The 20,468-nt window shown below is 70.7% G+C and carries 16 protein-coding genes; 7 read left to right on the top strand and 9 right to left on the bottom strand.

The genetic code is table 11. From position 1 onward, the window contains the following. Positions 1-24 precede the first annotated feature (24 nt). Positions 25-477: a DoxX family protein gene (locus tag ACZK5D_RS15235; protein WP_463665894.1), complete on the top strand. Its 453-nt coding sequence runs from the start codon at positions 25-27 to the stop codon at positions 475-477. Between the two features lie 11 nt (positions 478-488). Here the strand turns inward: ACZK5D_RS15235 and ACZK5D_RS15230 are convergent, their stop codons facing one another. Further along, positions 489-1,688 carry a cytochrome P450 gene (locus ACZK5D_RS15230; protein WP_463665890.1) on the bottom strand — a complete coding sequence of 400 codons (1,200 nt, stop codon included), beginning with the start codon at positions 1,686-1,688 and terminating at the stop codon, positions 489-491. A gap of 76 nt (positions 1,689-1,764) precedes the next feature. Here ACZK5D_RS15230 and ACZK5D_RS15225 point away from each other — a divergent pair, with 76 nt between their 5' ends. Continuing rightward, positions 1,765-2,205 (top strand): VOC family protein, encoded by a 441-nt coding sequence (locus ACZK5D_RS15225; RefSeq protein WP_463665889.1) that lies wholly within the window; start codon positions 1,765-1,767, stop codon positions 2,203-2,205. A gap of 30 nt (positions 2,206-2,235) precedes the next feature. On the opposite strand, the gene ACZK5D_RS15220 is transcribed toward ACZK5D_RS15225, so the two are convergent. The 5 genes from ACZK5D_RS15220 to ACZK5D_RS15200 all read right to left on the bottom strand — a co-directional run bounded on the left by ACZK5D_RS15220 (position 2,236) and on the right by ACZK5D_RS15200 (position 8,736). Further along, on the bottom strand, positions 2,236-3,480 hold the full coding sequence (locus tag ACZK5D_RS15220; protein WP_463665888.1) for a glycoside hydrolase family 1 protein: 1,245 nt from the start codon (positions 3,478-3,480) through the stop codon (positions 2,236-2,238). Positions 3,481-3,559: 79 nt separating this feature from the next. Beyond that, positions 3,560-4,417: an ATP-binding cassette domain-containing protein gene (locus tag ACZK5D_RS15215; protein WP_463665887.1), complete on the bottom strand. Its 858-nt coding sequence runs from the start codon at positions 4,415-4,417 to the stop codon at positions 3,560-3,562. Continuing rightward, positions 4,414-6,213, bottom strand: a complete 1,800-nt coding sequence (locus ACZK5D_RS15210; RefSeq protein WP_463665886.1) for an ATP-binding cassette domain-containing protein — start codon at positions 6,211-6,213, stop codon at positions 4,414-4,416. The genes ACZK5D_RS15215 and ACZK5D_RS15210 overlap by 4 nt, the downstream gene beginning before the upstream one ends. Next, complete coding sequence (locus tag ACZK5D_RS15205; RefSeq protein WP_458994961.1) at positions 6,210-7,151, bottom strand: ABC transporter permease; 942 nt, start codon at positions 7,149-7,151, stop codon at positions 6,210-6,212. The genes ACZK5D_RS15210 and ACZK5D_RS15205 overlap by 4 nt, the downstream gene beginning before the upstream one ends. 28 nt (positions 7,152-7,179) lie before the next feature. Beyond that, a complete protein-coding gene (locus ACZK5D_RS15200) occupies positions 7,180-8,736 on the bottom strand; it encodes an ABC transporter substrate-binding protein (protein WP_458994960.1) in 1,557 nt (518 codons plus the stop codon). 127 nt (positions 8,737-8,863) lie between these two features. Here ACZK5D_RS15200 and ACZK5D_RS15195 point away from each other — a divergent pair, with 127 nt between their 5' ends. Together ACZK5D_RS15195 and ACZK5D_RS15190 are read left to right on the top strand one after the other, a co-directional pair. After that, positions 8,864-9,454, top strand: a complete 591-nt coding sequence (locus tag ACZK5D_RS15195) for a TetR/AcrR family transcriptional regulator (RefSeq protein ID WP_458994959.1) — start codon at positions 8,864-8,866, stop codon at positions 9,452-9,454. Positions 9,455-9,558: 104 nt separating this feature from the next. Continuing rightward, positions 9,559-12,333, top strand: a complete 2,775-nt coding sequence (locus ACZK5D_RS15190) for a family 78 glycoside hydrolase catalytic domain (RefSeq protein ID WP_463665885.1) — start codon at positions 9,559-9,561, stop codon at positions 12,331-12,333. 346 nt (positions 12,334-12,679) lie between these two features. Here the strand turns inward: ACZK5D_RS15190 and ACZK5D_RS15185 are convergent, their stop codons facing one another. The 3 genes from ACZK5D_RS15185 to ACZK5D_RS15175 all read right to left on the bottom strand — a co-directional run bounded on the left by ACZK5D_RS15185 (position 12,680) and on the right by ACZK5D_RS15175 (position 16,736). Further along, positions 12,680-13,258 (bottom strand): hypothetical protein, encoded by a 579-nt coding sequence (locus ACZK5D_RS15185; protein WP_463665884.1) that lies wholly within the window; start codon positions 13,256-13,258, stop codon positions 12,680-12,682. Positions 13,259-13,401: 143 nt separating this feature from the next. Continuing rightward, a complete protein-coding gene (locus tag ACZK5D_RS15180; protein ID WP_463665883.1) occupies positions 13,402-14,409 on the bottom strand; it encodes a LacI family DNA-binding transcriptional regulator in 1,008 nt (335 codons plus the stop codon). A gap of 65 nt (positions 14,410-14,474) precedes the next feature. Next, positions 14,475-16,736: an alpha-galactosidase gene (locus ACZK5D_RS15175; protein WP_463665882.1), complete on the bottom strand. Its 2,262-nt coding sequence runs from the start codon at positions 16,734-16,736 to the stop codon at positions 14,475-14,477. Between the two features lie 259 nt (positions 16,737-16,995). On the opposite strand from ACZK5D_RS15175, the gene ACZK5D_RS15170 reads away from it, so the two are divergent. The 3 genes from ACZK5D_RS15170 (at position 16,996) to ACZK5D_RS15160 (ending at position 20,319) form a co-directional block, all read left to right on the top strand. After that, entirely contained in the window at positions 16,996-17,907 is a 912-nt protein-coding gene (locus tag ACZK5D_RS15170; protein WP_458994955.1) for a carbohydrate ABC transporter permease, read from the top strand. Between the two features lie 11 nt (positions 17,908-17,918). Beyond that, positions 17,919-18,863: a carbohydrate ABC transporter permease gene (locus ACZK5D_RS15165; RefSeq protein WP_458994954.1), complete on the top strand. Its 945-nt coding sequence runs from the start codon at positions 17,919-17,921 to the stop codon at positions 18,861-18,863. Positions 18,864-18,927: 64 nt separating this feature from the next. Further along, complete coding sequence (locus ACZK5D_RS15160) at positions 18,928-20,319, top strand: ABC transporter substrate-binding protein (RefSeq protein WP_463665881.1); 1,392 nt, start codon at positions 18,928-18,930, stop codon at positions 20,317-20,319. The last annotated feature ends 149 nt before the right edge of the window (positions 20,320-20,468 follow it).

The following is a 20,468-nucleotide window of genomic DNA, read 5'->3' as shown; positions in this document are numbered from 1 at the left end:
GGCGTGGAAGTAGAGCCAGCGCGCATAACGCAGTCGGCGGGGCAGAAGTCCGGCCTCCTCAGGACTGCCGGGAGGGTGCTCCTCGGCGGGGCCCTGGTAGGTGCCGGGATCGGTCACCTCACCACGCTGCGGGAGGAGTTCCAGGCCCAGGTGCCGCCGTGGCTCCCGCTGGACCCGGACTTCGTCGTGGTGGCCTCCGGCGTGGTCGAGCTGGGACTCGGTGCGGCGCTCATCCTGGCGCCGCGCCGCCTCCGGCCGGCGGTGGGCTGGACGACGGCGGCGTTCTTCGTCGCGATCTTCCCGGGCAACGTCTCGCAGTACGTGGCGGGCACGGATGCGTTCGGACTCACGAGCGACAACGCGCGGCTGGTGCGCCTGTTCTTCCAGCCGGCGCTCGTGGCCTGGGCGCTGTGGTCCACCGGGGCCTGGCGAGCCTGGCGCACCCGCGCCGCGGAGGGGTTGCCTGAACGGCCCTGACGGGGGCCCGGTCAGCCGACGGTGACGGCCACGTCCCGCAGCGCGTAGCCGGAGATGATGTCGTCCCAGCCCAGGCGGGGTTCGCGGGCCAGGCGGACGGGGTGGGCGAACAGCCTGGTGAGCAGGATGTCTGACTCCTGGATGGCCAGGGCGTTGCCTGGGCACTTGTGGGCGCCGTCGCCGAAGCTCATCACCTCCGGTCCGATGCCCCTGGGCAGCGGGCGTGCGGGGCAGAGGTCGAGCGGAGCCTCGCCCACGGTGGCGGGATCCGCGTTGGCCTGACGCACGAACAGGTCGAGCAGCTCGCCGTCGGCCACCACATGGGTCTCGTCGCCGTCGGTGAAGGTGAAGCCCCGCTGGGCCCTGCGGTACAGGTGCCCGACGATGGGCTCCAGCCGCAGGATCTCGTGCAGGATGGCGTACCGCTCGGCCTCGCCGGCGACGACGAAGCGGGCCCGGAGGGCGTCGTCGCGCAGGAGATGCAGGGCCGCCATGGAGATGAACTCGCGCGTGGTGGCCATCCCCGCGGCTCCGTAGGTGACGCACTCGATGAGGATCGCGGGGATGCCGTAGCCCTCCTTGAGGAGGTGGCTGATCACGTCCTCCTGCGGCGCCTTCCGGCGTTCGCGGATGGCGGGCCGAACGTCCCAGGCGTAGAACCACGCCATGGGCAGGCTGCCGCGCAGCTGCCGGACGGTGGCCTTGACGCGGCCCTCCCTGCCGGCCGTGGCCGGGTCGTAGGAGGGCTGGTCGAACAGCCGCTCCAGCCTGTGGGCCATGCGGGTGAGGTTGGAGTTGGTGAGGCCGATGACCTTGGCGGCCACCTCGGTGGAGTAGCGCAACGACACCTCGTCGAGCCGCGCCTCCCCGGCCGCGACCATCTCGGCGACGAGGGCGTCGGCCCGCGACTCCATCAGCCCGCGGTACCTGTCCGCCACGGTCTTCGGCGCGAAGTAGCGGGCGATCTTGCTGCGCTGCTGGCGATGCGGCTCCCCGTCCATGAACAGGATTGGCTCGTTGGCCATCGTGCCCTCGGGGATGGCCTCGGAGTTGAACCCGGCCTGGGCGGTGGCGTCGCGCTCACGCAGGATCTGCCGGACCGCCTCGGTGGAGCGGATCCGCCACACGCCGTCCGCGTACTCCACGCGCGGGGCGTCCGCCTCCCCGGGCTTGACGGAGATGCGGCGGCAGGCGGCGACTTCGGCGCTCATGAGTTCAGGCTACCCCCGCGTGAGAGGCGGTCGCGGGGCCTGCGGGGACGGCGCTGAGTGGGTTAGCGTCGTGGGCATGGATGCACGCGTGAACTTCATCACCCTGGCCGTGACCGACGTCGCGGCCGCCCGTCGCTTCTACGTCGACGGCCTCGGCTGGGCTCCCGCGTTGGAGGCCGACGGCATCGTGATGCTGCGGCTCTCGCCCACGCTGGTGTTGTCGCTGTGGGACGAGGACCAGTTCGAGGCCGAGGTGGGGCCCATCAGCCGTGGCGACGGGCTCGTGCCGCTCACGCTCGCGCACAACGTGCCGAGCCCCGAGGAGGTGGACCGGGTGCTCGCCGAGGCGGAGGCGGCGGGGGCGTCTGAGGTGTCACCGGGGCAGCAGCGTGACTGGGGCGGCTACAGCGGGTACTTCGCCGACCCGGACGGCATCCGCTGGGAGGTGGCGTACAACCCGGGCCCGCTGGGCGTCGAGTTGATGGTCGCCGAACATCTGGTGGCTTCCGGCGGCTAGACCGTCCGGAAACCACCACTGTACGGGGCGCTACACGGAGACGGCCGAGCGGGCCGCGATCTCTGCCGCGTAGACCCGCGACGAGTCCTTCGGGGTGCGCTCCAACGTGTCGCGGTCGACGGCGTGGAGGCCGAACTTCGGGCCGTAGCCGGAGACCCACTCGAAGTTGTCCAGGAACGTCCAGTGGCAGTAGCCGATGACCGCGACACCGTCAGCCCGCGCACGGTCCAGACCTGCCAGCGCCTCGGGGAGGAAGCGGCAGCGCTGGGCGTCGTCCTCGGTGGAGAGGCCGTGCTCGGTCACCAGGACCGGCACCCCCGTCGCCTCGGCCACGTAGCGGACCGCGCCCTCGAGCGACTCCGTCGAGATGGGCGACCCCATGCCGTTGAGCTCGGCGTCGGGCGCGGGCGCGAGGCGCCCGTCGGCGTCGTAGCGGACCTGCTCGTAGTTCTGCACCCCGACGAAGTCGTCGTCCTTCGCGAGCTCCAGCCAGCGGCCGTAGCAGGCAGCGCGGACCGCGTCGCGGTGCGCCTCGCCGCCGGGGAGGGCCACGTCGTCGGCCACCGCGATGGACAGCCCGACCGGCATGTCCGGCCGCACCGCCTTGACGGCGGCCCGGGCAGCGACGTGCGCCGCCGCGAACCCGTCCTCGAGCCCGGCGATCTCCTCGAGCTTCGCGACGTTGCCCGAGCGGTACCGCGACACCCCCGCAGTGGCCGAGGCGGCGTCGAGGGTGGCGGCGCTCAACTCCCAGACGGCTGCCGGCAGCATGTCGGCGAGCACGTGCTGCAGGTTCGGCTCGTTGAGCGTGACGACGAGCGCGAACCTCTCCCCGAGGCGCTCGGTGACGAGCCGGCAGTACCCGGCGAACAGCTCCGCGGAATCGGCGGCGAACCATCCGCCGCGGGCGGCGAACCAGTGCGGCAGCGTGAAGTGGCTGAGCGTGACCAGCGGCGCGAGGCCCCGCTCGAGGCAGCCGTCGAGCATCGCCGAGTAGTGGGCGATGGCGGCCTCGTCGATCTCGCCCTGCCGGGGCTCGATCCGCGACCACTCGATGGAGAAGCGGAACGCGTTCAGCCCCATGCCCGCGGCCAGGTCCAGGTCTGTCTCCCACCGCTCCCATGCGCCGCACGCCACGCCGGCGGGCTCAGCGAACACCGTCGGGGTGACGTTCTCGAGGAAGGTGGTGTCGGAGTCGACGTCGCCGCCGTCGACCTGGTGGCCGGCGGTGGCCGCGCCCCACAGGAAGGTTGAGGGCATGCTGATCTGGCTCATGTGTTGGAGTTCTCTCTGACGACGGTGGGAAGGGGAAGGGGAGGGGGAGCGCGGGCCCGGAGGCGCAGGCCCGAGGGGTCTAGAGCGCGGCCTGGAGGTCCTGCTCGGCGTGGACGGCCTTCAGCCGCTGACGGTCCGCGCGGCGCTGGGCCTGCTGCAGCGGGTCGGGCACCGGTGAGGCGAGCAGCAGCCGCTGCGTGTAGGGGTGCTCGGGGGCGGAGGTGACGGTGTCGCCGTCGCCCCATTCGACGATCTCCCCGTGCAGCAGCACGGCCACGCGGTGCGACATCTCCCGGACGACCGCGAGGTCGTGCGAGATGAAGAGATAGGCCACGCCCGTGCGCTGCTGGATCTCGAGGAACAGCTCCAGGACGCGGGCCTGGGTGGACAGGTCGAGTGCGGAGACGGGCTCGTCGCAGACGATCAGGGTGGGGTCGAGCGCCAGCGCCCGGGCGATCGCGACGCGCTGCCGCTGGCCGCCGGAGAACTCGCGCGGCATCCGCTGCGCGGCGTCGGCGGGCAGGCGGACCATGTCCAGCAGCTCGCGGACCCGCCGCTCGGCCTCCTTCTTGGGCGTCTTCCGCACGATCATGGGCTCGGTCAGCGAATCGCCGATGGTCAGCGACGGATTCAGCGACGAGTAGGGGTCCTGGTAGACCACCTGGATGTCGCGGGTCAGCTCCCGGCGCCGCGCCGGCGTGGGGTGGCTGATGTCCTCGCCCCGGAAGCCGATCGTGCCGCCGGAGACCGGCGCCAGGCCGAGGATCGCGCGCCCGATGGTGGTCTTCCCGGAGCCCGATTCGCCCACGAGGCCGACGGTCTCTCCGGGGCGGATGTCGAAGCTGACGCCCTTCACGGCACGGAAGGGGGAGGCGCGGAAGCCGCGACCGGGGTACTCGACGACGAGGTCGTCGACGGTGAGCAGGGGCTGTGTCATGAGAGGCTCCCGGTGCCGAGGCCAACGGAGCTGGTCACGCCCGGCAGGGCGGATCGGGGTGCTCCGGTGGGGATCGCGTCGAACAACGACTGGGTGTAGGGGTGCTGCGGGGCGCGGAACACGTCGACGGTGGGGCCGGTCTCGACGATGACGCCCTGCCGCATGACCGAGACGCGGTCGCAGAGGTCCGCCACCACGCCGAAGTTGTGCGTGACGATGAGGATCGCCATGCCCAGCTCGGCCTGCAGGTCGCGCAGGAGGTCCAGCACCTCGGCCTGAACCGTGACGTCCAGGGCTGTGGTGGGCTCGTCCGCGATGAGCAGGTCTGGGTGGGAGGCCACCGCCCCGGCGATCAGGACGCGCTGCGCCATGCCGCCGGAGAGTTGGTGGGGGTAGGAGTCGAAGGTGCGTCGGGGGTCGGGGATGCCGACCTTGGCCAGCAGGGACAGGGCGCGCTCCTTCGCCTCGGCCCGCGACATGCCGAGCACGATGACGAGCGGATCGGTGAGCTGGGAGCCGACGGTGAACGACGGGTCCAGGTTGGTCATGGGCTCCTGCGGCACGTAGGCGATGCGCCTGCCGCGGAGCCGGTTCATCTCCTCGTACGACAGCCCGGTCAGTTCCTGCCCGTCGAACCTGATGGAGCCGTCGACGACGGATCCTCCGCTGGGCAGGAGCCCGAGGATCGCGAACGCGGTCTGCGTCTTGCCGGAGCCAGACTCGCCGACGAGGCCGTGGGTCTCGCCCGGCGCCACCGAGAGGCGGGCGTCGTGCACGACGGTGGTCCAGGCCGCGCTGCCCTGGTACGCCACGGCCAGGCCCTCGACCTCGAGCAGCGGGCCGGTGGGGGGCGCGTCGTGGGTCAGCGGGGCGGGAGCGGGCTCGGCGGTGGGAGACCACGCGGCCCGGAGGCGCCTGGTCTCGCCCGTGCCCTCCAGCTCGTCGCGCACGGCCGTGCCCAGGAGCGTGAGGGCGATGAGGGTGAGCCCCAGCGCCAGCGAGGGCCACACCACCAACAGGCCCGAGCGGTTGATGTTGTAGAAGCCCTCGTTGAGCATCTGGCCCCAGGTGGGGATGGTCGGGTCGCCGAGGCCCAGGAAGTCGAACCCGGCCTGCATGCCGATGCCGGCCGCGATGATGCCGGCCGTCAGCAGGATGACTGGCGCGCGGACGGCCAGGAGGATGTGCCGGCCGATGATGCGCGTCGTCGAGAGGCCGGAGGTCCGGGCGGCGTCGACGTACAGCTCGCCGCGGACGGCCCGCACCGAGTTGTAGACCACCCGGTAGTACACCGGCGAGATGAACGCGCCGAAGATGGCCATCGTGATCCACATCGACGGCCCCACGACGGAGCGGGCGGCGATCAGCACGATGATGGACGGCAGCGACATCGTCAGGGCCGTGAACCACGAGCCCAGCGAGTCCACCCAGCCGCCGAAGTAGCCGGCGATGAGGCCGGCCGTCACGCCGATCGTCGAGGCCACCACTGCGACGAGCAGGCCGCCGGCGACGCTGAACGAGGTCGAGACCAGGAGCCTGGAGTAGATGTCGCGGCCGGCGGAGTCGCCGCCCAGCAGGAACTCTCCGCCGGGCGGGGCGAAGATGTGACGCAGCGACGTGGCCGACGGGTCGTTCGGCGCGACCCACGGGCCGATGACGGCGACGACGGCAACGAGGGCGAGGAAGGCCAGGGCCGGTGCGCCCAGGGGGTGCACCATCAGGCGGCGGAGCAGGCTGCCGCGGGCGGCCCGGGTCTCGACGGGCACGGCCGCCGCGGGGGTGAGGGGTGTGGTCATGACAGCCGAACCTTCGGGTTGACCCACGCCTGCGCGATGTCGACGAGGGTGTTCACGAGCGTGACGATGATGCCGGTCACGATGACGATGCCCAGGACGACGGGCAGGTCGCCCTTGGAGGTGCTGGTCAGGGCGAGCGGACCGAGGCCCGGGATGGAGAACAGCTGCTCCACGATCACCGCGCCCCCGAGCAGGATGACGAACTGGAGGCCGAGGATGCTGAGGGCGGGGCCCGCGGCGTTGCGCAGGACGTGGCGGTAGACGATCCGCCGCGACGGGAGGCCGCGGCTGCGCAGGGTGCGCACGTAGTCGCGGCCCAGCACGTCGATCATGGAGCCGCGCACCTGCTGCGCCACCCCGCCGATGGAGCCGACGGTGAGGGCGATGATGGGCAGCGCGATGGACTGCAGCCACGCGGTGGGGGAGTCCGCGAACCTCGTGTAGCCGGTGGCCGGGAACCAGTCCAGGTTGATGGCGAACACGATGACGAGGAACAGGGCCATGAGGAAGCCGGGGATGGCCTGGCCGACGACCGCCATGACCTGCACCGTCCTGTCGAGCCACCCGCGGCGAGTGGCCGCGAGCGCTCCGAGGACGATGCCGATCACGGCGGTGAGCAGGACCGACCCGACGGCCAGGGACACCGTCACCGAGATGCGGGAGAAGACCGCCTCGGTCACCGGCTGGCCGTTGAACCAGGAGAGACCGAGGTCACCCTGGAGGGCGTTGCCCGCCCATGAGGCGAACTGCTCCAGCACGGGCCTGTCGAGCCCGAGCCGTGCCTCCACCTGCGCCACTGCCTCCTCGGTGGCGGTCTGCCCCGCGATGTGGCGCGCCGTGTCCGAGCTGCCGAACTGCAGCAGGAAGAAGGTGAGCACGCTGAGCGCGGCGACGAGGCCGAGGCCCGTCAGCAGCCGCTTGGCGATGAACGTGAGCATGTGTACGCCCTCCAGGGTTCTCGAGGGATCAGGCCGGGACGATGTCCCAGAGGTTGGACACGGCCTGCCCGTCCTTCATGGTCACGGTGGTGGCGTCGTTGGTGACGATGACGCCGAGGACCCGGTAGAAGGGGGCGAACCAGGCCTGCTCGACGATGTACTCGTTGAGCTCCTTGGCCGCGGCGTCGGCGTCGTCACCGCCGAGGCGCATGCGCTCGGACAGCGCCGCGACGGTCTCGTCGGGCTGGTGGAAGACGTTCCACGCGGACCCGGGGGAGATCGCCAGCTGGTAGGTCATCCACGCCATCGGCTCCTGGTTGAGGCCGAAGGCGAACATGGCCCACTTGCCTCCCAGCAGGTCTCCGATGAAGCCCTCGCCGGCCTGCTCGTACTCGATGGTGATGCCGGACTCGGCCAGCACGCCGGCGATCAGCTCGGGCTCCGACGGGGGCACGAAGCCGGTCTGCGGCATCACGATGGTCACGCCGTCGGGGTAGCCGGCCTCGGCGAGCAGCTGCCTGGCCTTCTCCGGGTCGTAGGGGTAGGCGTCCTCGAGCTCGGGGATGAAGGCCTCGGTGCCGGGGCCGAAGATCTGGGTGGTGACCTCGCCGTAGCCGGACTCGAGGCCCTGCAGCAGGCCCTCACGGTCGACGGCGTAGTTGATGGCCTGGCGGACCTTGACGTCGGCGAGCGCCTCGTTGACCTGGCCGCCACGGTCGGCGATGATCAGGCCCTTCCAGTTCACCGGGGCCTGGTTGATGGTGTAGCCGGCGGACTCGGCGTCGGGGATCTGGCTCACCGAGTTGAGGTTGGCGATGTCCACCTGGTTGTCGCGCAGGGCGTTGAGCAGGGCGGACGCGTCGGCGTAGTAGTTGATGGTGAGGGCGTCGTAGTGCTGGATGTCGGCGTCCCAGTAGTCCTCGCGCGCGGTGAAGGTGTAGCTCGAGCCGATGGTGGAGGCCGCCGCGTCGAGCACGTAGGGGCCGGAGCCGACGGGGTTGGTCTGCGCGTCGGCGGCGTCGAAGGTGGACGCGGCGGCCACGAGGCCGGAGTTCTGGCTGAGGTAGGTCAGCAGCGCCGGGTCCGGCTGCTCGAGGGACACCAGCAGGGTGTCCTCGTCGACGGCGGTGGCGTCGGTCACGGCGGAGAGGTTGCTGGTGTTCGGCGAGGCGCCGTCGCGGAACCGGAGGAGGTTCTGCGCCGCGAGGTCCGCGGTGAGCTCGGTGCCGTCGGTGAAGGTGACGCCGTCGCGGAGCTCGAGGGTGAGCTCGGTCATGGTGTCGTCGTAGCTCCACTCCTCGGCGAGGCCGGGCTCGACGGTGCCGTCGGCGGCGGTGCGCAGCAGGGTGTCGTAGACGGCCATGTAGTAGGTGGCGGTGTTGCCCCAGTCGGCGTCGGCGGCCTTCCAGGTGGCGACGTCGACGACGGCGCCGATGGTGAGCTTGGCGGCGCGCCCGGCGGCTGCCGCCCCGGAGGTGGAGGCGTCGCCGGTGGACGAGGGGGTGGAGGCGCTGCCACTTGAGCACGCCGTGAGGGCGAGGGCTGCGGCGCCGCCGAGGGCGATCGCCTTGAGGATGCGGGACATCGATGGGTTCCCTTCTGGGGGGTCTTCGTCGGTGAAGTCTGCGGCGGGTCACCCGCTCGCTGAGAGGACTGTAGAACGAAAATCTGTGAAGGTCAATATTTTCATTCCGCGGTGCTAAGGTCCCGGTATGGCAGGGGTCCGGGGTGAGTACCGCAAGAGCGCGCAGCGGCGCGAGGAGGTCCTCGACGCCGCGTTCCGGGTCTTCGTGCGCGTGGGCTTCACCAACGCGACCATCACCGAGATCGCTCGGGAGGCCGGGATGAGCCAGCCGGGGATCCTGCACCACTACGAGTCCAAGCTGGCCATGCTCGTGGCGGTGTTCGAAAGGCGGGACCAGACGGCCCAGGACATCCTCGGCGGCCGCCGCGACGTCGAGTTCCTGCGTGGCCTGCTGGAGATCTCTCGTCGCAACAACGACAAACGTGACCTGATCAGGCTCTATACCGTGCTCGCCGGCGAGGCGACCAGCCCGGACCACCCCGCGCATCAGCACTTCCGCGACCGGTTCCAGATGATCGTGCGCGAGACGTCCGGGGCCCTGGAGGACATGCGGACGCTGGGCATGCTGCGCGACGAGGTGGATCCGCGCAAGGCGGCGATCTCCATCACCGCCATGGTCGAGGGGCTTCAGCTGCTGTGGCTCAACGACCTCGAGGGCGTCGACATGGTCGAGGACGTGCGCCGCTACATGCAGGGCATGGTCACCGTCGAGCTGTGACGGCCGCCCACCGCGCAACAAAATATTGATACTGGAATATTTTCAACGGCTCACGTACCGTGGGGGCGACGGCGCGCGGTCGCGCCGGCCCGCGAGAGGAATCCATGCCCGAGAACCCCACTGTCAGCCTGCTGCTGTCGCGCCACCACGACGCTACTGCCACCACTGCGACCCCGTCCCTGAGCTGGCGGACCATGGGCGTGCGCGACGGCTGGTCCCAGGCGTGGGCGGAGATCCACGACGGTGACGCCGTCGTGCGCCTCGAGGGTCCCGCGTCGCACGGGGTGCCGTGGCCGCTGGCCCCGCTTGCGCCGCGGGAGCGCCGGACGATTCGGGTGCGCTCCGCGGGCGCGGACGGCTCGGTCACCCCGTGGAGCGACCCGCTGGAGGTCCGCGCGGGGTTCCTGGCCGACGGCCAATGGTGTGCGCGTTTCGTCGGGCTGGCCGAGCCGTCGAGGGTGGCGCAGCCAGCCTGGCTGCGCCACGAGTTCGAGCTGCCCGAGGCGCCCGTGGAGGCCGTCCTCTACGCCACGGCACTCGGCGCCCACGAGTCCACGATCAACGGCGCCGCCGTCGCCGACGACATCCTCGCGCCCGGCTGGACCTCGTACGACAAGCGGCTGGTGTTCGCCTCGCACGACGTGACGGCGCTCCTCGCCGCGGGGGCGAACGCGGTCGGCGTGACGCTCGCGGGCGCGTGGCGCACCGAGGCCTACGGGTTCTTCGGGCGTCCCCGTCGGGTCTACGGCGAGCAGCCGAGCTACGCCGCCCAGCTCCATCTCCGCTTCGCCGACGGCTCCGAGCGGGTGATCGCCACCGGCCCGGAGTGGTCCGCCCGCGGCGACCTGGAGATCGTCGACTCGGGCATCTACCGCGGGGAGACCGTCGACCTCCGGAGGCGACTCGTTGGCTGGGACCTGGCCGGTGCCGATCCCCTCGGCTGGGCTCCGGTGCGGGTCGAGGAGGTGGCCCTGACGCCGGTGCCCAAACTCGCCCCGCCCGTGCGGTGCACGCAGGAGGTGCCGGTGCGCGAGGTTCTGGCCACGCCGTCGGGGGCCACCGTGCTGGACTTCGGGCAGAACCTCGTCGGACGCGTCCGGGTCCGGGCGGACCTCCCGGCGGGCACCGTCGTCACGCTCCGGCACGCGGAGGTGCTGGAGCACGGCGAGCTCGGCACCCGGCCGCTCCGCGACGCCGTCCAGACCGACACGTTCACCGTGCCGGGCGGCCCCGTCGAGCTCGAGCCGCGGTTCACGTTCCACGGCTTCCGCTACGTGGAGGTCTCCGGCTGGCCGGGCGACGTCGAGCCGGCCGCCTTCACCGCGCGCGTCCTGCACACCGACATGCCGCTCACGGCCACCTTCGAATGCTCGGATCCCCTGGTCACCCGGCTGCACGAGAACGTGGTGTGGGGGATGCGCGGGAACTTCCTGTCTGTGCCCACCGACTGCCCCCAGCGCGACGAGCGCCTCGGCTGGACCGGCGACATCCAGGTGTTCGCGCCCACCGCGACGACGCTGGCCGGCTGCGACGGGTTCCTGGCCGACTGGCTGAGGGACCTCGCCGTCGAGCAGGCCGCGCACGGCGGGCTGGTCCCGTTCGTCATCCCCGACGCGCTGGCCGACGAGGTCAAGCCCACCGCCGCGTGGGGCGACGCCGCGACCCTCGTGCCCTGGGCCCTGTGGCAGCGCTTCGGTGACCGCGAGGTGCTGGCCGAGCAGTTCGACTCCATGCGGGCCTGGGCAGAGAGGCTCCTCGAGCAGGCCGGCGACGACCTGCTGTGGGAGGGGTCGATGCAGTTCGGCGACTGGCTGGACCCGACGTCGCCCCCGGACGCGCCGGGTGAGTCCAAGGTGTCGCGGGACATCGTCGCGACGGCGTACGTCGCGCGGTCCTGCCGGGTGGTCGCCGACGCGGCGGAGGTGCTCGGCCGCCACGACGGCGCCGCCCGGTTCGGATCCCTCGCCGACGGGGTGGCCGCGGCCTTCCGCGCCGCGTACGTCACGCCCGCCGGCCGCATGATGTCGGACGCGCCGACGGCCTACGCCCTGGCGATCGGGTTCGGCCTGGTGACCGAGCCCGCGCTCCGGCAGGCGCTCGGCGACCGGCTCGCGGAGCGCGTCCGGGCCGCCGGCTACCGGATCGCGACGGGCTTCGTCGGCACACCGCTCATCCTCGGGGCGCTCACCGACACCGGCCACGCCGAGGCTGCAGGCAGGCTGCTGCTGCAGACCGACTGCCCCTCCTGGCTCTACCCGGTGACCATGGGCGCGACGACGATCTGGGAGCGCTGGGACTCGATCCTGCCCGACGGGTCCATCAACCCCGGCGAGATGACGTCGTTCAACCACTACGCGCTCGGCTCCGTCGCGGACTGGCTGCACCGCTCGCTCGGCGGGCTGTCGCCGCTGGCGCCGGGCGGCTCGGTGCTGCTCGTGCAGCCCACCCCGGTGCCGGGGATCGACTGGGCGCGGGCGGAGCACGACACGCCGTACGGGCGGGCGTCGGTGTCGTGGCGGCGGGACGGCGAGGCGCTGGTGGCCGACGTCGTGGTGCCGCCGAACGCCACGGCCGAGGTACGGCTGCCGGGGTCCGAGACGGTCGTCGTCGGGTCTGGGCAGCACCGGTTCGAGGGGGAGTTCCCGCTGTTCCGTGAGCCGACGAGGGTGCTGTCGGTGCGCTCGAGCCTGGCGGAACTGGTGGACCGGCCTGCCGCGGTCGCGGCCATCCGGGACGAGCTCACCGCGTTCGCTCCCGGGTACGCGACGGGCTTCTTCAGCCGCACGTCGTGGACCGAGGGGTGCCGGCTGGCGGACGTTCTGTTCGGGGTGCCGCCCGAGGTGAGGTCGCGGCTGGACGAGCGGCTGGCCGCCCTCTGAGTCATACCCCGGCGGTTGAGGTGCGATGAGCGTGCGACGAGCCTCGAAACCGCAGAGACTTTGCTAGTCAGCTTGCGTTTCTTAGGCTTCGAGGCCGCTTCGCGGCACCTCAGCCAGCGGTGAGGGCCGCGCCTCAGCGAGCGGTAAGGGGCCGTGCCTCAGCCGTGACCCGCTGGTTGAGGTGTGAGGAGCGTAGCGACGAGCCTCGAAACCTAGGAGACGTTCCTTGTCAGCTTGCGTTTCTTAGGCTTCGAGGCCGCTTCGCGGCACCTCAGCCAGCGGTGAGGGCCGCGCCTCAGCCAGCGGTGAGGGGCCGCGCCTCAGCCAGCGGTAGCGGTGTGGCGGCTCATGGGCAGGTGGCCGCGAAGCTGCCCGCGACCCCCTCCGTCGAGTTCTCATCCAGGTTCATGAAGTCGGCCTCGCCGCTGACATTCTTGCCGTCCAGCATGATGAACTCCTCGTCGGTCCCGAAGCCGGCCTCCCAGCTGACCCGCGGATCCTCGAAGTTCTCGATGTCGTTGATGCTGACGGTGTGTCCGAACTCGTCGATGGAGATGTAGAGCTGCAACCCGTCGGCGATGGCCGACAGGTTGAACTGCACTCCCTCCTGGCCGGCCTCGTCAGCCCCGAACGCGCACAGGGTGCCATCGAACGCCCAGGTCTCGTCCCCGACTGTGATCGACGCCGAGCCGCCGCTCTGCATGTCCTCCAGGGAACTCGCGACGTCTGAGATGTCCTCCATGGCCTCGGACACCATCTCCTCAGCCTCCGCGCTGGTCATCGGCGTCATGTTCTCGGCCGCGCTGGAGAGATCGGAGACGGCGTCCTGCACCTGGTCGACGGCGTCTCCACCTCCGCAGGCGGTGAGCCCGATCGCCAACGTGGCGGTCAGGGCGAGCAGGCGAGCGCTTGGTCGTGGTGACATGAGGGCCTCCTGGTGGGGTGAGGTCCAATCAGCCTATGGGCGGGAGTGCGGGAGGTCACGGGAGCGTCGGCAGCTCGACGGCGGCAGGCTTGCCGAGCCGGGGCGAACGTTGCGTGGCAGGGCGAACCCGCTGTCCGCGCAGGTCAGCAGCCGCAGGACCGGCGGAGGATCAGCTCCGGGGCGAACACCTGGCCCCTGCCGCCGGGGTGGAGCAGCTGCCTGACCGCCGCCTTCGCCATCGCAGCCATCGGCACGCTCGCCGTCGTCAACGGCGGGTAGGTGAACTCGGCCTCCGGGGAGCCGTCGAACGACGTGATCGCGATGTCGCCCGGGATGGCCTTGCCGAGCTCGTGCAGACCGGCGATCAGGCCGATGCCCTGCTGATCCGACATCGTGAACACCGCCGTGCAGTCCGGGAAGTCCCGCACGAGCGTCACGGCGGCCTCGCGGCCGGCGGTCAGCGACCAGTTCACGCGGATGATCGCGTCCGTGGGAAGGCCCGCGGCGGCGAGCACGTCGCGCCAGGCCCGCTCGCGGTCGTCGAGCACCCGGTGGTCCGTCGGCGTGTCCGAGCCCGAGACCAGAGCTATCCGGCGATGCCCGTGCACCTCGACCAGGTGGCTCACGGCCGCCCGCGCCCCTCCGTAGAAGTCCGGGAGCACCGAGGTGATGTCCACGTCCGGCGGCACGAGGCTCAACCGCACCATCGTGATCTTGTTCCGCAGTACCACCTCGAGCGCCGCCCCCTCCGGGACGGCGGCGGTGATGATCCCCGCCACGAGGTGCCCGCTCAGCGACTCCATGAGCGCCGACAGGTGCCCGGTGGAGCCCTGCGCCAGCACCAGGTTGACGCCTTGGGCGCGCGCCTCCACCTCGACCGCCTGCGCGAGCGCGGCGAAGTAGGGGTTGCGCACGTCTGGGACGATCAGCCCCACGAGGTCGGAGCGGCCCATGATGAGCGACCGGGCGGCGGCGTTGGGGCGGTATCCGAGCTTGTCGATGGCGTCGAGCACCCGCTGCTTCGTGGCCTCGGCCACCGGCCGCGGACCGTTGTTGACCACGTAGCTGACGACGGCGGAGCTCACGCCCGCGAGGCGCGCGACGTCGTCGCGGGTGGCGCCGCGCGTGACGCGAGCCGCTTCGCTGGACATCGCACTCCTTTCAACTCTGGTGTGGACAAGCGTAGGGCCGCGGCCGGTATGGGCCGCACGACGTTTCAGTCGACGGCCTCGACCAGGTAGATCAGCGCGTGGTCGGGGTGCACCGAGGCCTCCATGAGACCGGCGGACGCGAGCACGCTGCCGGGCAGCACCACCCCTGCCTGGTCGGCCACGGGCACCAGCTTCGGCGGGCGGCCGTGGGTGAGGTCCACCGTCTCGGTGGTCATGTCGCGCTTGACGCCCCACCACGACGGCGGGCGCAGCCCTGACGGGACCCGGCCCACCAGCGCAGGCGACACCCGGTAGCGGCGCTTCGGGTCCAGCCCCGGCATCCGGAGCCGGCCGCGGAGGCTGGTCACCGACGTCGACACGGCGGCGTAGGAGAAGATGGCCCGCGACCGGTCCGGCGCGACGACGCCCGTGGCGGTGAGCGACTCGTCGGGGAAGTCCAGCCGTACCAGGTCACCGCCGTGCAGCAGCGAGCGGTGCTCCTTGTGGAATGTCACCCACTCGGTGAGCTCCTCCAGCTCGGATTCCGACGCCTGACGCAGGTCCCACTCGATTCCCAGGTGCCCGAAGATCGCGGTGGCGGCGCGGAAGTTGAGCTCGTGCGTGCGGCCCGTGGTGTGCGAGGTGCCCGAGGCGATATGCGAGCCCAACAGCTCGGGCGGCAACAGCTGCTGGGTCCACCGCATCATCTGCTGGCGCTCCAGCGGGTCGATGCAGTCGGAGACCCACACGCGGTCCGTGCGCTGCAGGATCCCGAGGTCCACGCGGGCGCCGCCGGAGGAGCAGGACTCGATCTCCAGGCCGGGGTGGGCGGCCTTCAGCTCCTCGATCAGCCGGTAGACGGCCTGGGTCTGGGCGTGCACGCCCGCCTGGCCGAGGGGGTGGGTTCCCGCGTCGACGAGGTCGCGGTTGTGGTCCCACTTGATGTAGCTGATGTCGTACTCGGCCAGGATGGCGAGCATCTGGTCGCGGATGTAGGCGTAGCACTCGGGGATGCCCAGGTTGATCACCTGCTGGAAGCGGGTCTCGACCGGCAGCCGGGAGCCGGTGGCCATGATCCACTCGGGGTGGGCGCGCGCCACGTCGGAGTCCACGTTGACCATCTCGGGCTCGAACCACAGCCCGAACTGCATGCCGAGTTCCGTGACCCGGTTCACCAGCGGGTGCAGGCCCTGGGGCCACATGTCGGGGGACACCACCCAGTCGCCCAGGCCGGCGTGGTCGTCGCGGCGGCCTCCGAACCAGCCGTCGTCGAGCACGTAGCGCTCCACGCCGACGGTGGCCGCCTTCTCCGCGAGCTCCAGCAGCGGCTGGAGGGAGTGGTCGAAGTACACGGCCTCCCACACGTTGATGGTCACCGGACGCACCGTCGACGGGTGCTGCGGCCGCGACCTCAGGTAGCGGTGGAAGCGGCGCGCCACCTCGTCGAGGCCGACGCCGTAGGAGCCGTACAGCCAGGGGGACTCGTAGGCTGCGCCCGGCGCGAGGGTGACCTCGCCGGGGAGCAGGAGCTCGCCGCCGCCGATGACCTGCTCGCCCGTGAAGTTCCGCTCCGCCAGGTGGGTGTGGTTGCCCGACCAGCCCACGTGCACGCCCCACACCTCGCCGTCGGCGAAGCCGAACCCGGGCACGCCGGCGTGCAGGACCGTTGCGGCGTCCGCCCCGGTGCGGCCCTTGCGGCCCTCGCGGACGTGCGCGCCCACGGTGAACGCGCGGCGCTGCGGCACCCGCTCCTTGGCCCAGCGGCCCGCCTGGTCCTGCAGCTCGGAGGCGACGGCGGGGACGGGGTAGGCGAGGATCAGGTCGTCGACGCGGTAGTCGTCGTCGCCGGTGTTGGTGAGCCGAGCCTGGCTGCGCAGAACGCCGCCGGGGGTGAGTTCGAGGGTGAGCGCCAGCTCGAGGCCGGCCACGTCGTCGGCGGCGAGCACGGTGAGGCTGCCCAGGCCCAGCTCCACGAGGGTGGCTTGCTCGGCCCCGGCGTCGGTCTCCACGCCGTCGACGAGGAGGGTGTGGGTGACGAACTTCGGCGACCACGCGGCGCCGTCGGCGCGGGACCCGCTGAGCCCGGGGCGGCCCATCCAGCCCGCCCAGTGCTCCGGGAGGATCGCCAGGCGGGTGGGGTCGTCGACCATGCTGGGTGCCACCGGCAGGACGGCGCTGAGTGCGAGCGCGGCCGCATCGTCGAGGGTGAGGCTGCCGAGTTCCGGGCCCCAGTGCAGGAGTGCGGGGAGCCTGCCGTCGGTGAGGTCGACGACGACGCCGACCCCCTCGGCGGACAGGGTCACGAACGCGTGGACGCGATGGCTCATGGTGAGGATCCTCCTGGATCTGAGCGGTGCTGGTGGGGGAGTGACCGGCGCGGCGTGGAACTGCGGTGTCCGTCGATCATCTACGCATGTAGACATCATGGTTGCACCCAGGTGGGGGCCAACGCAAGCGTCAATTCTGCCCGATAACGATTCGGTAACGGGATGTTGCGCTCACGATGTGACGCGTGTAGATTCCATCATGCAAACCCGCACAACCCCGTCAGAGATGCCGGGGGCCAATCCCAAAGAGGGGAATGTGGTGAGTACAGGAACCATCGAGAAAGGCCTCGACTCGGGCCGCAAGCGCAGGAGCGAGCTCGGCACGGCGATGCTGTTCATCCTTCCCGCGGCCGTCGGCTTCGTGGTGTTCTACCTCGTGCCGGCCATCCGCGGCGTCTACTTCAGCTTCACGCAGTACAACATCCTGGGCACGCCCACCTGGATCGGCACGGAGAACTTCGAGAAGATCGCCGTAGACCCGCTGTTCTGGAACGCCATGTGGGTGACCACGGGCTACGTGATCCTCAACATCGGCTTCCAGACCGTCATCGCGATCCTGCTGGCCGTGATGATGCAGCGGCTCACCAAGTCGATCGCCCTGCGCGGAGCCCTGCTCCTGCCCTGGCTGATCTCCAACGTCATCGCCGCCATGCTGTGGTTCTGGCTGCTGGACTACCAGATCGGCCTCATCAACCAGGCCATCGAGTGGCTCGGGCTGTCCAAGATCGCCTTCTTCGCCGACGAGATGTGGGCCATCCCCACCATCGCCTTCGTCAACGTGTGGCGCCACATGGGCTACACCGCGCTGCTGGTGTTCGCAGGCCTGCAGACCATCCCCAAGTACATCTATGAGGCCGCCGCCATCGACGGCGCGTCCGAGTGGACGTCGTTCTGGCGGATGACGCTGCCGCTGCTGCGCCCCGTGCTGGCGATGATCCTGGTCATCACGGTCACCGGCTCGTTCCAGGTGTTCGACACGGTGGCCGTGACCACGCGAGGCGGACCCGTCAACGTCACCCGCGTGATGCAGTACTACATCTACCAGAAGGCCTTCGGTGAAGGTCAGTTCGGGTACGGCAGTGCGCTGGCCGTCATCCTCTTCATCATCCTCGCCGCCCTGGCCGCCATCCAACTGCGGATGCTGCGCGCCGGCGAGTCGGACCTGGCGTAAGGAGACCCGTCATGGCCAATCACGCTGACACCATCGCTCACGCCGACACCACCACCGAGGCGCCCGTCAAGCGCGCCCGGAAGAAGTGGAGCGCGGGACGGATCCTCGCCTGGACGGCGATGATCGCCTTCCTGATCCTGTCGCTCTTCCCGTTCTACTGGATGCTCCGCACCGCGCTGTCCACCACCAGGTCCCTGTCGTCGGACCCGTCGTCGCTGCTCCCGGTGGACTTCACCCTCGGCGCCTTCAGGCGCGTGCTCGGCCTGGCCACCCAGGAGGAGGCCATCGCCGAGGGCGGCTCCGGGGCGTCGGTGAACTTCTGGCTCTACCTGCGCAACTCCGTCATCTACGCCGGCGCCGTCACCATCGGCCAGGTGTTCTTCTCCGCGATGGCGGCCTACGCCTTCGCCCGGCTCCGCTGGCCCGGCCGCAACGTCGTGTTCGGGATCTTCCTCGGGGCGCTGCTCGTGCCGCCGATCTTCACCAGCCTCCCCAACTTCATCCTCATCAAGAACCTCGGGCTGCTCAACACCTTCCCCGGCATGATCCTCCCGTCGTTCCTCATGACCCCGTTCGCGATCTTCTTCCTTCGCCAGTTCTTCCTGGGCATCAACCGGGAGATCGAGGAGTCGGCGTCGCTCGACGGCGCGGGCCCCTGGCGCACGTTCTTCCGGATCATCCTCCCGATGAGCACCGCCCCCATCACCACCCTGGCCATCCTCACCTTCATCGGCACCTGGAACGACTACTTCTGGCCGCTGCTGGTGGGCAACTCGGAGAACACCAAGGTGCTCACCGTGGCGCTGGGCGTGTTCCGCTCGCAGACCCCCGCCGGCTCGCCGGACTGGGCAGGTCTCATGGCCGCGACCCTGGTGGCCGCGATCCCCGTCCTCATCCTGTTCTTCGCCTTCGCCCGCAAGATCATCGATTCGATCGGCTACTCGGGCAGCAAGTAGCCCGATCCAGCCGCCTCCGTCCTCCGTCCGTCCTCTCTCCCCACCCTTCCTGAAAGGAAATGCAATGCCGAAGTTCACCCTCCGCAAGGCCGGCACCGCCCTCGCGGCCGTCACCGCCCTGTCCCTGTCGCTGACCGCCTGCGGCGGCGACACCGAGCCCGCCGCCACGACCGGCGGCGGCGACGCCATCGACACCAGCGCGGCCTCCGGCGAGATCGACTACTGGCTCTGGGACAACAACCAGAAGCCCGCCTACGAGCAGTGCGCCGCGGACTTCAAGGAGGAGTCCGGCGTCTCGGTGACCATCACCCAGTACGCGTGGGACGACTACTGGTCCGGCATCACCAACGGCTTCGTCGCCGGCACCGCCCCGGACGTGTTCACCAACCACCTGTCCAAGTACCCCGAGTTCGTCACCCAGGGCCAGCTGCAGGCCCTCACCGCGACCCTCGACGCCGACGGCGTGGACGTCTCCAACTACCAGGAGGGCCTCGCGGACCTCTGGGTCGGCCAGGACGGCGAGCGCTACGGCCTGCCGAAGGACTTCGACACCGTCGCCATCTTCTACAACAAGGCCCTCATCGCCGACGCCGGCGTCGACGAGGCCGAGCTCGCCACCCTCGAGTGGAACCCCGAGGACGGCGGCACCTACGAGGAGATGATCGCCCACCTCACCATCGACAACAACGGCGTGCGCGGCGACGAGCCCGGCTTCGACAAGGACCGGGTCGCGGTCTACGGCCTCGGCCTGGACGGCGGCTCGGGCGGCGGCAACGGCCAGACCCAGTGGAGCATGTACTCCGGCACCACCGGCTGGACCATCACCGACAAGAACCCCTGGGGCACCAAGTACAACTACGACGCGGCCGAGTTCAAGGACACCATCTCCTGGATGGCGTCGCTGGCCGAGAAGGGCTACATGCCCACCGTCGAGGCCGTCACCGGCCAGAGCTCCGGCGACATCTTCGGCGCGGGCAAGTACGCCATGATCACCAACGGCTCGTGGATGATCAACCAGATGTTCGGCTACACCGGCATCGAGACCGGCCTTGCCCCCACCCCGGTCGGCCCCTCCGGTGAGCGCGCCTCCATGTACAACGGCCTGGCCGACTCCGTCTGGTCCGGCTCGGACAACAAGGCCGCGGCCATCAAGTGGGTCGAGTACCTGGGCTCCGCTGCCTGCCAGGACCTCGTCGGCGAGGCCGGCGTCGTCTTCCCGGCCATCCCCTCGGCCACCGAGAAGGCCCAGGCCGCCTTCGCGGAGCGCGGGATCGACGTGGAGCCGTTCCTGGTGCACGTGAACGAGGGCACCACGTTCCTCTTCCCGATCACCGACTACGCCTCGCAGATCACCGGCATCATGCAGCCGGCGGTCGACGCGGTGTTCACCGGCGCGGCCGACGCGGACTCCCTGGATGCCGCCAACGAGCAGGTCAACGCCCTGTTCAACGGCTGATCCACTGAACCACTGATCCACTGATCGACGAGGGGCCGGGCGGGCGACCGCCCGGCCCCTCGCCTGTCCGGCCTGGCTGGTGGGGGGAGTTGAGGCGGGTGGCGGGTTTGGTTGGGGGTCCTCCGTGGAGGGACGGGGGGGTGTACTCG

Source organism: Tessaracoccus yangjingae (genome assembly GCF_055326235.1).
This window is presented reverse-complemented; position numbering and strand designations above follow the sequence as displayed.

Coding starts and splice junctions, on each gene's coding strand:
- ACZK5D_RS15185 (WP_463665884.1), bottom strand. CDS start 13,258: ATGTCACCACGACCAAGCGCTCGCCTGCTCGCCCTGACCGCCACGTTG.
- ACZK5D_RS15175 (WP_463665882.1), bottom strand. CDS start 16,736: ATGAGCCATCGCGTCCACGCGTTCGTGACCCTGTCCGCCGAGGGGGTC.
- ACZK5D_RS15205 (WP_458994961.1), bottom strand. CDS start 7,151: ATGCTCACGTTCATCGCCAAGCGGCTGCTGACGGGCCTCGGCCTCGTC.
- ACZK5D_RS15225 (WP_463665889.1), top strand. CDS start 1,765: ATGGATGCACGCGTGAACTTCATCACCCTGGCCGTGACCGACGTCGCG.
- ACZK5D_RS15165 (WP_458994954.1), top strand. CDS start 17,919: ATGGCCAATCACGCTGACACCATCGCTCACGCCGACACCACCACCGAG.
- ACZK5D_RS15160 (WP_463665881.1), top strand. CDS start 18,928: ATGCCGAAGTTCACCCTCCGCAAGGCCGGCACCGCCCTCGCGGCCGTC.
- ACZK5D_RS15215 (WP_463665887.1), bottom strand. CDS start 4,417: ATGACACAGCCCCTGCTCACCGTCGACGACCTCGTCGTCGAGTACCCC.
- ACZK5D_RS15220 (WP_463665888.1), bottom strand. CDS start 3,480: ATGAGCCAGATCAGCATGCCCTCAACCTTCCTGTGGGGCGCGGCCACC.
- ACZK5D_RS15190 (WP_463665885.1), top strand. CDS start 9,559: ATGCCCGAGAACCCCACTGTCAGCCTGCTGCTGTCGCGCCACCACGAC.
- ACZK5D_RS15200 (WP_458994960.1), bottom strand. CDS start 8,736: ATGTCCCGCATCCTCAAGGCGATCGCCCTCGGCGGCGCCGCAGCCCTC.
- ACZK5D_RS15195 (WP_458994959.1), top strand. CDS start 8,864: ATGGCAGGGGTCCGGGGTGAGTACCGCAAGAGCGCGCAGCGGCGCGAG.
- ACZK5D_RS15210 (WP_463665886.1), bottom strand. CDS start 6,213: ATGACCACACCCCTCACCCCCGCGGCGGCCGTGCCCGTCGAGACCCGG.
- ACZK5D_RS15230 (WP_463665890.1), bottom strand. CDS start 1,688: ATGAGCGCCGAAGTCGCCGCCTGCCGCCGCATCTCCGTCAAGCCCGGG.
- ACZK5D_RS15180 (WP_463665883.1), bottom strand. CDS start 14,409: ATGTCCAGCGAAGCGGCTCGCGTCACGCGCGGCGCCACCCGCGACGAC.